Origin of the sequence: Protofrankia symbiont of Coriaria ruscifolia (genome assembly GCF_900634745.1) — a bacterium.
In the GTDB taxonomy this organism is placed as follows: Bacteria; Actinomycetota; Actinomycetes; order Frankiales; family Frankiaceae; genus Protofrankia; species Protofrankia californiensis.
Genome location: NZ_CAAAFR010000027.1, coordinates 26,067 through 35,941, shown reverse-complemented (window position 1 = coordinate 35,941; position 9,875 = coordinate 26,067). Strand labels below are relative to the sequence as shown.

The window sequence follows — 9,875 nt, the reverse complement described above, 5'->3', positions numbered from 1 at the left end:
CGAGGCATGGCCGGGCGCGATCCGTGAGTTCCTCCGGATCGCCGCCGAACATGCCTGGATACCAGCGGTGATCGGCTGCTCCGAAACAGGTGGAAAGGCGTGGGAACGCGCCGGCCTGTCCGTGCTGGAGTTCGGTGACGAAGCCATCATCGACGTGCGGACCTTCACGCTTGAAGGTCGCGACATGCGCAACGTCCGGCAGGCTGTCGGCCGGGTCGAACGCGCCGGCTATACCTACCGGGCCCTGCGGATGCGTGACCTGCCCGCCGAGGAGCGGACCCGGTTGAAGGCGCAGGCCGCGGCGTGGCGCGGTACCGAGACCGAACGCGGCTTCTCCATGGCGCTCGGCCGGATCGGTGCACCTGCCGACGACGGCTGCGTCGTGCTCATGGCCTTCGACCGCGGCGGGGACGACCCGGCGGGCGGTGGCGGATGCGAGCCACAGCTGCGTGCGCTGCTGCACTTCGTCCCGTGGGGGAGCCGGGGCCTGTCCCTGGACCTGATGGTGCGCGACCGCAACGCCGACAACGGGCTGAACGACTTTCTGATCGTCTCGGCGCTGCGGGCGGCGGGCGGACTCGGGGTGGACCGCCTGTCGCTGAACTTCGCGTTCTTCCGGTCCGCGCTGGAACGCGGGCAGCGGCTCGGCGCGGGCCCGGTCACCCGCTGTTTCCGGAAGCTGCTGGTCTTCCTCTCGCGCTGGTTCCAGATCGACAGCCTCTACCGGTTCAACGCGAAGTTCCGACCGGCCTGGTCACCCCGCTACATCTGTTTTCCCGCGAACCGGAATCTTCCACGCATCGCGCTGGCCATGCTGGAAGCCGAGGCTTTCCTGAGCTGGCCGCGGCTGACGATGCGGCCCGCCGCGCACCGGCTACGGCGGCTCGTCCGTCCGGCCAGCGCCTGCGATCGTAGGTAAAAACCGCCGCCCCTACAACAGCGGAACCTGTAGGTGGAAACCCGTCGTCACCGCAGCGGTTTCCACCTACAGGTTTGTCGCGGGCCCAGGTCAGGGGCCGTCAGTACCAACCGGGACGACCGGCGTGGCCAGGGAGCGGGCCAGCAGCTGGGACACGTCGAGCACCTCGATGCCCTCCTTCGCCCCGCCGGACTGCTTCTTCTCAGTCACGGCGTCGGTGAGCATGACGATGCAGAACGGGCAGGCGGTGGAGACGATGTCCGGGTCGAGGGCGAGCGCCTCGTCCACCCGCTCGACATTGACCCGCTTTCCGATCTTCTCCTCCATCCACATCCGGGCCCCGCCGGCGCCGCAGCAGAAGCCGCGTTCCTTGCAGCGGTGCATCTCCTGGCTGCGGACGCCGGGGATGCTGCCGAGGATCTCCCGGGGCGGGGTGTAGACCTCGTTGTGCCGGCCGAGGAAGCAGGGGTCGTGGTAGGTGACCGAGGAGTCCACGGGCTGGACGGGGACGAGCCTGCCCTCGTCGACGAGCCTGCCGAGCAGCTGGGTGTGGTGGATGACCTCGTACGCGCCGCCGAGCGCGGGGTACTCGTTCGCCAGGCTGTTGAAGCAGTGCGGGCAGGTAGCGACGATCTTCTTGGTGGCTGCGGCGTTGAGGACCTCGATGTTGGCCTTGGCCAGCTCCTGGAAGAGGTACTCGTTGCCGAGCCGGCGGGCGGGGTCACCGGTGCAGGTCTCGCCGGAACCGAGGATGGCGAAGGAGACGCCCGCGGTGTGCAGGAGTTCGGCGAAAGTCCGGGAGACCTTCTTGGCGCGGTCCTCGATGGCGCCGGCGCAACCCACCCAGTACAGGTATTCCACGTCGTCCGGGATGGTCTCACCCTCGTCGAGCACCCGGACCTCGAACGGCAGGCCCTCGGTCCACTCGGTACGGGCCCGGGGCGAGACACCCCACGGGTTGCCGTTGTTCTCCAGGTTGCGCAGCATCACCCCGGCCTCGCTGGGGAACGCCGATTCGATCATTACCTGGTAACGGCGCATGTCGACGATGTGGTCGACGTGCTCGATGTCGACCGGGCACTGCTCCACACACGCGCCGCAGTTGGTGCACGACCACAGGACGTCGGGGTCGATGACCCCGCCCTCGGCCTCGGTGCCGACCAGTGGACGGTCAGCCTGCGGCTGGCCGGGCTCGGGAACCCGCCCGAAACCGGACTCGGGGACGTGGTGGACGGCGTGCTTGCTCGAGGCGTCCTCGGAGACACCGGTGACCGCCTTCGACGCCTCCTCTCCGTCAGCGGCTCCCTTGGCGGCGAGCAGGTACGGCGCCTTGGCGAACAGGTGGTCGCGAAGATCCATGATCAGAAGCTTCGGCGACAGCGGCTTGCCGGTGTTCCAGGCAGGGCACTGGCTCTGGCAGCGTCCGCACTCGGTGCAGGTGGAGAAGTCGAGCATCGCCTTCCAGGAGAAGTCCTCGACCTTGCCGACGCCCACGATCGGCTCGTCGGCCTCCATCAGGCTTTCGATGTCGGGGGTGGTACCCAGCGGACCGAGCGCCTTGGGCTCACGCTTGAGGATGACGTTGATCGGCGCCAGGAAGATGTGCAGGTGCTTGGAGTAGGCGACCAGCACCAGGAAGCCCATGATGATGGCGATGTTGAGCAGCAGGAAGACCGTCTCGATGTGCTCGTTGGTCTCGGTCGAGAAGGCGTCGAGCGGACGGCTGACCAGATAGGAGGCAAACGCCCACCTCGTGTCGCCCTGCGGGTGCGTGCCGGCGTTGAACTGGGCGCCGCGCAGGATCAGGAGCGTGACCATCACCGAGGTGATCATCCCGAGGATGACCCAGGCCGGACCGGTGTGCGACCCGTAGAACCGCGACTTGCGTTCGAGCCGGGCGGGCGCGTTGCGCAGCCGGATGATCGTGAAGGCCAGCAGCCCCGCGAGGACCCCGACAGTGAAGAAGTCCTCGACGAAACCGACAGCGGCCCAGTGTCCGAACAGTGGGATGTGGAAGTTGTGATCGAACAGTGCGCCGAACGCCTCGATGACGGTCAGCATGAGGATCGTGAAACCCCAGAAGGTGAAGGCGTGTGCGAGCCCGGGGACCGTCCAGGTCAGCAGCTTCCGCTGAGCACCGACCTCGCTGATCTCACTCCACAGGCGCTGGCCCACCCCGTCGAGCCGGCCGGAAGCGGGCTGGCCCTGGCGGATGAGCCTGAACAGCCAGTAGAACCGACGTCCGGCCACCGCGAGAGCGACAACGGCGATCACTCCGCCGATAGCAAGTCTCACACATCCTCCAGTTACTCCTACCGACAGTGGGAGCGTATCGCTACCCATCGGTAACTTGCACGCCGAACCAGCCCACCACCTCCGCCTCCAGAGAGCCAAAGGTAGCGCGATCATGTTCCTTTCGCGACACCGGAGGCCCAAGCCTCCGGGTCACTCAGGAGTCCATAACAAGACTGTTTCATCCCTTTGCGTCCCCACCCTCCTCCTTGCGCCGACCACGCGCAGCTAGTAAGAGGTCCAGACAGCGCCGACCGGCGCTGCCGACCAAAGAGCGGGCCCGTCCGATCATCCGGCTCAGAAGGGGACCAACGTCCCGTCAGTCCCGGGAAATTTGGACCGATTATGGGATTCCCTTGTCCGGAGGAGCGCTCCGGTTGCACCATCAGTGCAGCCCGTAACATGTCTGCGCCCTGTCGCACCGGCAGGGCGACGACCGCTGAAGACTCAGGCTCCGGACCACGACCTCACGATCCACGGTGGACATGATGGCGAGTACGACGAAGAGCCCGATCGGGAGCAGCAGCCCGCTGCGCAGCCACACCCGCGACCGTCCCGGCCATTCCCTGCACATGGCCTACCGGCGGGCCCGGGAACAGCACGCACAGATGCGCCGTGAGCGCCTCGCCTACACCGTGCCCCGTGCCGCGCTACGGGCGTTCCCCATCGCGGTGGTGTTCGCCGTGCTGGTCGCATCGGGCCTGCGCCTGCCCATGTCCATCGCCGTGGCCGCGTACCTGGTGATCCAGCTCGGCTGGCCGTTGCTCGTGATCGGTCGTTCGTTCGACCCGGTGCCCGAGATCGAGGCGCTGCGCGAAGGCGCCGAATCCGAGCGTAAGACAGCTCGTACGGTCAACAGATTGCGCCGGTACGGCTACGTGGTCATGCATGACCGTCGCGTGCCCCATTCCGAGGCGAGCATCGGACACCTGCTGGTCGGGCCGGGCGGCGTCATGGTGATGAAAAGTGACGCCTCCACCGGTACGGTCCGCTACTCCAAGGATGGAGCGAAGGTCGACGGACAGTCGCTCAAAAAGCCTCTCGACCTGACCAAGTGGCTCGGGGAGGAGGTAAACACCCGGACCCGCGACGCCCTACCAATGGTCAAAGCGCCGGTCCGACCGATCCTGGTCATGGTCGAGGCAGGCGTCCTGTGGAGCGACGGGAAGATCGACGGTGTGACCCTCATCAGCCTGAGGGATCTCGTGTCCTATGTCCGCGGCCGGCCGGATCGGCTCAACCCGGCCGAGGTGACAAAGGTGGTCGCCGTCCTCCAGCGCCTGTTCCCACCGTATTCGGCCAACCAGCTTGCCGATCATGTCACCCTCGACCGCGACCAGTGGCTCACCCTGATGGACGCGCTGCGCACCATCCTGGAGCGCGACGGGGACGCGACCGGCATGCTCGACCGGCTCACCCGAATCGAGAACGATCTCGCGCGGATCGCCGAGCCGGGCGTCCGGTCCGGCATCCCGGGAGTACGTACCGACGGCGACGGTGATAGCGACGATCTGATCAACGAACTCACGGGCGGAGTCGGCACACCCGGGCAGAGTTCCGCGGACGACCCGTCAACGGATCGACGGCGAGGACGCATACTGGCTGCGGTCCGCCCGCCGCGGCCGGCTGCGAACCGACCGGCAGGTGACTCCGCGGCCGACGGCCGGGACGACGGCAGCCCGGACACCGACAGCCCCGACGACGGGCCGGACCGGGCACCACGCGGCCCCGCAGGGCCGTCCAGCGCCTGAACAGGACACACAGTAGCCGCGTGCTCTCATAACGGGTCTGAAGTAGCTGTCCCAGTAACTTCAATGACCAAGGCCGGCGGGGCACCCCGTCGGCCTTAGCCATGCCCGCAGTTGCTCGGTGCACTCGAGCTATCAGATCTCCGCAAAAAAACTGAGCCTCGAAGGCTCATGTTTGACTGTAGAGACAGTATTATTGGATCCTGAGCCGGAAGGACTCAACTACTACACGAACGGTCCACCCGGCATCCCGACGGAAGCCGGGCAACCAGACCATCCTGATTCGAAAGGCGCACAGACATGGCACGAGCGGTCGGCATCGACCTCGGCACCACGAACTCCGTCGTGAGCGTGCTCGAGGGCGGCGAACCCACGGTGATCGCCAATGCCGAGGGCTCGCGGACGACTCCATCCGTCGTCGCCTTCGCCAAGAACGGCGAAGTCCTGGTCGGCGAGGTCGCGAAGCGGCAGGCGGTCACCAATGTCGAACGGACCATCCGGTCGGTCAAACGCCACATGGGCACCGACTGGAAGATGAAGGTCGACACCAAGGACTTCACCCCACAGCAGATCAGCGCGTTCATCCTGCAGAAGCTCAAGCGGGACGCCGAGTCCTACCTCGGCGAGACCGTGGCCGACGCGGTCATCACCGTGCCCGCCTACTTCGACGACGCGCAGCGCCAGGCCACCACCGAAGCCGGCACCATCGCCGGGCTGAACGTACTGCGGATCGTCAACGAACCCACTGCGGCCGCCCTCGCCTACGGCCTGGACAAGGGCGAGAAGGAGCAGACGATCCTGGTCTTCGACCTCGGCGGTGGCACGTTCGACGTGTCCCTGCTGGAGATCGGCGACGGCGTCGTCGAGGTCAAGTCGACCTCCGGGGACACCCATCTCGGCGGCGACGACTGGGACCAGCGCGTCACCGACCATCTGATCAAGACCTTCAACGGTCAGCACGGCGTCGACCTCGGCAAGGACAAGATGGCCTTGCAGCGCCTGCGCGAAGCCGCCGAGAAAGCCAAGATCGAACTTTCGCAGTCCAGCCAGACGAGCATCAACCTGCCCTACATCACCGCCTCGGCCGAAGGGCCGCTGCACCTCGACGTCACCCTGACCCGCTCGGAGTTCCAGCGGATGACCCAGGACCTGATCGACCGCTGCAAGCACCCCTTCCAGCAGGCCGTCAAGGACGCGGGGGTCAAGGTCAGTGACATCGACCATGTCGTGCTCGTCGGCGGATCCACCCGCATGCCGGCCGTGGTCGACCTCGTCCGCGAACTCACCGGCGGCAAGGAGCCGAACAAGGGTGTCAACCCCGACGAGGTCGTCGCCGTCGGCGCGTCCCTGCAGGCCGGCGTCCTCAAGGGCGAGGTCAAGGACGTCCTCCTGCTCGACGTCACCCCGCTCTCCCTGGGTATCGAGACCAAGGGCGGGATCATGACCAAACTCATCGAGCGCAACACCACCATCCCGACCAAGCGCTCGGAGATCTTCACCACCGCCGAGGACAGCCAGCCGTCCGTGCAGATCCAGGTCTTCCAGGGCGAGCGCGAGATGGCCACGTACAACAAGAAGCTCGGCATGTTCGAGCTCACCGGCCTGCCGCCGGCGCCCCGCGGCATCCCGCAGATCGAGGTCACCTTCGACATCGACGCCAACGGCATCGTCCACGTCTCGGCCAAGGACCTCGGCACCGGCAAGGAACAGTCGATGACGATCACGGGCGGTTCGGCGCTGCCCAAGAATGACATCGACAATATGGTCCGCGACGCCGAGCAGTACGCCGAGGAGGACCGCAAGCGCCGTGAGGAGGCCGAGACCCGCAACCAGGGCGAGACCCTGGTGTACTCCACCGAGCGGTTCCTGGCCGAGAACGGCGACAAGATCGAAGCCGCGGTCAAGGCCGACGTGGAGGAGAAGCTGTCCGCCCTGCGGGCGGCGGTCGGCGGCACCGACATCGCGGCTATCCGCGACGCCACCACCGAGCTCGCCAAGGCCAGTTCCGTCATGGGCCAGTCGCTCTACGCGGACGCACAAGGCGCGGCCGGTACCACCCCGGGCGGCGCTGCGGGCGCGAACGCGGACGACGACGTGGTGGACGCCGAGATAGTGGACGAGGAGGAAAAGAAGTGACCTCGGCCCCCAACAGCGACTGGACGCAAGGCGTTCCCACGCCGGACGAACCAGTAATCGTCCGGGACAAGCGCCGCATAGATCCACAGAGCGGGCAGGTACGGGTGGACGCTGCGCGGGCGGAGACCAGCAACCCGGTCGGGGATACTTTCACGTCCCCGACCGGGGGTCCGCCGCATGACGCTGCGCCGACCGGGGAGGCCGACCTACTGGCACCGCTACGTCAGCAGGTCGCCGAGCGCACCAGCGACCTGCAGCGCCTCAAAGCCGAGTTCGACAACTACCGGCGTCGCGTCGAGCGCGACCGTCAGGTCATGGCCGAGCAGGCAACAGGCAGGCTGCTCTCAGCGCTGTTGCCGACCCTCGACGACATCGGCCGCGCCCGCGACCACGGTGACCTGGAAGGCCCGTTCAAGGCGGTGGCGGAGTCGCTGGAAAGCGCCCTCGAAACTGCCGGGCTCGAGCGGTTCGGCTCCCGCGGGGACGAGTTCGACCCGCTCGTCCACGATGCGCTCATGCACACGTACTCCTCCGAGGTGACCCGGTCGACCTGCGTCGACATCTTCCGGGCCGGTTATCGGCATGCCGGCCGCGTGCTGCGACCGGCCCAGGTCGCGGTCGCCGAGCCGGCGACCGCGGACACGGCGGGGAACGCCGGAGTGGGTCAGGACGCGGACGGCACGGCCACCGGGAGCGCGCCGGGAGCAGGAGGCGGCTCCGCGGAAGCCGTCGAGTAGTCAATGCCATCCGAGCTCTTGTCGAACAGCGTCCGCCTCGAGCGTCGGTAAACGACATGATGACGAAAGGAGGGGCGCCGTGAGTGTTCGTGACATGGTCGAAAAGGACTACTACGCCGCTCTCGGCGTGCCCAAGGACGCCTCGGCGACCGACATCAAGAAGGCATACCGCCGCCTCGCAGTTGAGCTGCACCCGGACAAGAATCCCGGCGACGCCAGGGCCGAGGCCCGCTTCAAGGAGGTCTCGGAGGCGTACGACGTGCTGTCGGACGAGTCCCGGCGGCGGGAGTACGACGAGGCTCGGGCGCTGTTCGCCGCGGGTGGCGTCCCCGGCGGTCATCCCGGTGGTTACGGCTACCAGCCGGGCGGGTTCGGGCCGCCCGGCGCGGGCTATCGTGGCGGATCCACCGCGTTCAACCTCGACGACCTGCTGGGTGGAGCAGGCGCCGGCGCTGGTCCCGGCGGCCTGGGGGGGCTGTTCGACAACCTGTTCCAGCGGTCGTCTACCGGCCCCGGCCGCGGGCCACGCCGCGGCGCCGACATCGCGGCCGAGGTCACGATCCCGTTCGAAAAGGCCCTGTCCGGTCTGGAGGCGACGGTTCGCCTGCCCGGCGCCGCAACCTGCCTCACCTGCGGGGGCCGCGGCGCCCGTCCGGGCACCACGCCGCGGACCTGCACGACGTGCCGGGGCCTGGGCGTGGTCTCGCGGTCGCAGGGGGGCTTTGCGTTGTCCGAGCCCTGTCGGGACTGTCTCGGCAAGGGGACAGTGATCGACTCTCCCTGCCCGGACTGCCTGGGCACCGGCCGTCGCGAGCGGGAGCAGCGGATCCGCATCCCACCAGGGGTCGCGGACGGTCAGCGGCTGCGGGTTCGGGGACGCGGATCGCCGGGTGAGCGTGGTGGTCAGGCGGGCGATCTGGAAGTCACCGTTCACGTGCTGGCCCATCCGGTCTTCGACCGCGAGGGACAGAACCTGACGATCACGTTGCCGGTGACCTTCGTCGAGGCCGCCCTGGGCGCCTCGGTGAAGGTTCCGACGCTCGACGGCACCCCGCTGACGGTGAAGATTCCTTCCGGCACGTCGAGTGGACGGCGCCTGCGGGTACGTGGACGTGGAGTGCCGCGGGGCAGCGGAGGTCACGGTGACCTCATCGTGACCGTTGACGTCACGGTGCCAAAACCCTCGGATCTTTCCCCGAAGGCGCGTACAGCACTCCAGGAGTTCGCTCATGCCCATCCCGAAGATCCGCGCACCACGCTGATGGAACAGATGGAGGGCTGGTCATGAAATCACGACCGAGCCGCACAGCCGACCCGCCGCCGACGGGTCCGCCGGGGACGCCGGCAGCGCCGCGCCCCGGTCCCGCTCATGATGACGACACACCTGTATACGTGATCTCCATTGCCGCGCAGCTCGCCGGTATGCATCCCCAGACGCTGCGGGCCTACGACCGTCTCGGCCTGGTCACTCCCGGTCGTACGTCCGGACGTGGCCGGCGATACTCCGTGCGGGATGTCGCACTGCTACGCGAAGTACAGCGACTGTCCCAGGAGGAGGGGGTCAATCTCCAGGGAATCCATCGGATCCTGGAACTGGGTAGCCAGGTGATGGTGTTGCAGGCGCAGGTCCGTCAGTTGACCGAGGAACTGGCGACAGCTCGCGCCGAAGCCGAGCGCAGAGTCGCCGAGGCGCACAAGAGCCACCGGCGCGACCTTGTGCCCGTCGACCGCAGCGCGATAGTGGTCTGGCGGCCCGGCCCTCGCCGGTAGGTCGATTCGGCAACTATAGGTACAGCTGTAATAACTATAGGCAATAGGCCTCTGAAGGGCCCGTCATCGACAATCCGCGGCGAGGCCACCGAGAGGTGATCGTGGGGCGGATGACCCAAAGCCGGGGCGGGCGGCGCAGCACGGACCACCCGCCCCACAATCGACAGCCTTGCCACCGCCAAGGCTCGGGCATCAGCAATGCTCAGGGACCAGCAATGCTCAGGGACACTGCGTCGCGACACCTCGCATCACCGAAACTTAAGCGTGAACGAC

The 9,875-nt window shown here is 67.4% G+C and carries 7 protein-coding genes; 6 read left to right on the top strand and 1 reads right to left on the bottom strand.

All coding sequences use genetic code 11. The features are described 5' to 3' along the window. Positions 1 to 919, top strand: a 919-nt coding sequence (locus CV1CTNOD_RS03065; protein ID WP_131784656.1) for a phosphatidylglycerol lysyltransferase domain-containing protein, incomplete at its 5' end; no start/stop codon positions are given. 90 nt (positions 920 to 1,009) lie between these two features. On the opposite strand, the gene CV1CTNOD_RS03060 is transcribed toward CV1CTNOD_RS03065, so the two are convergent. Further along, entirely contained in the window at positions 1,010 to 3,214 is a 2,205-nt protein-coding gene (locus CV1CTNOD_RS03060; protein WP_131784646.1) for a (Fe-S)-binding protein, read from the bottom strand. Positions 3,215 to 3,699: 485 nt separating this feature from the next. On the opposite strand from CV1CTNOD_RS03060, the gene CV1CTNOD_RS03055 reads away from it, so the two are divergent. The 5 genes from CV1CTNOD_RS03055 (at position 3,700) to CV1CTNOD_RS03035 (ending at position 9,602) form a co-directional block, all read left to right on the top strand. After that, positions 3,700 to 4,962: a nuclease-related domain-containing protein gene (locus tag CV1CTNOD_RS03055; RefSeq protein WP_131784655.1), complete on the top strand. Its 1,263-nt coding sequence runs from the start codon at positions 3,700 to 3,702 to the stop codon at positions 4,960 to 4,962. 297 nt (positions 4,963 to 5,259) lie between these two features. Continuing rightward, on the top strand, positions 5,260 to 7,095 hold the full coding sequence (dnaK, locus tag CV1CTNOD_RS03050) for a molecular chaperone DnaK (protein WP_131784645.1): 1,836 nt from the start codon (positions 5,260 to 5,262) through the stop codon (positions 7,093 to 7,095). After that, positions 7,092 to 7,832, top strand: coding sequence for a nucleotide exchange factor GrpE (gene grpE / locus CV1CTNOD_RS03045; protein ID WP_131784644.1), 741 nt, complete (start codon positions 7,092 to 7,094; stop codon positions 7,830 to 7,832). The genes dnaK and grpE overlap by 4 nt, the downstream gene beginning before the upstream one ends. Positions 7,833 to 7,911: 79 nt before the next feature. Then, positions 7,912 to 9,120 carry a DnaJ C-terminal domain-containing protein gene (locus tag CV1CTNOD_RS03040; protein WP_131784643.1) on the top strand — a complete coding sequence of 403 codons (1,209 nt, stop codon included), beginning with the start codon at positions 7,912 to 7,914 and terminating at the stop codon, positions 9,118 to 9,120. Beyond that, on the top strand, positions 9,117 to 9,602 hold the full coding sequence (locus CV1CTNOD_RS03035; protein WP_131784642.1) for a heat shock protein transcriptional repressor HspR: 486 nt from the start codon (positions 9,117 to 9,119) through the stop codon (positions 9,600 to 9,602). Before CV1CTNOD_RS03040 ends, CV1CTNOD_RS03035 begins: the two co-directional genes overlap by 4 nt. Positions 9,603 to 9,875: the final 273 nt, after the last annotated feature.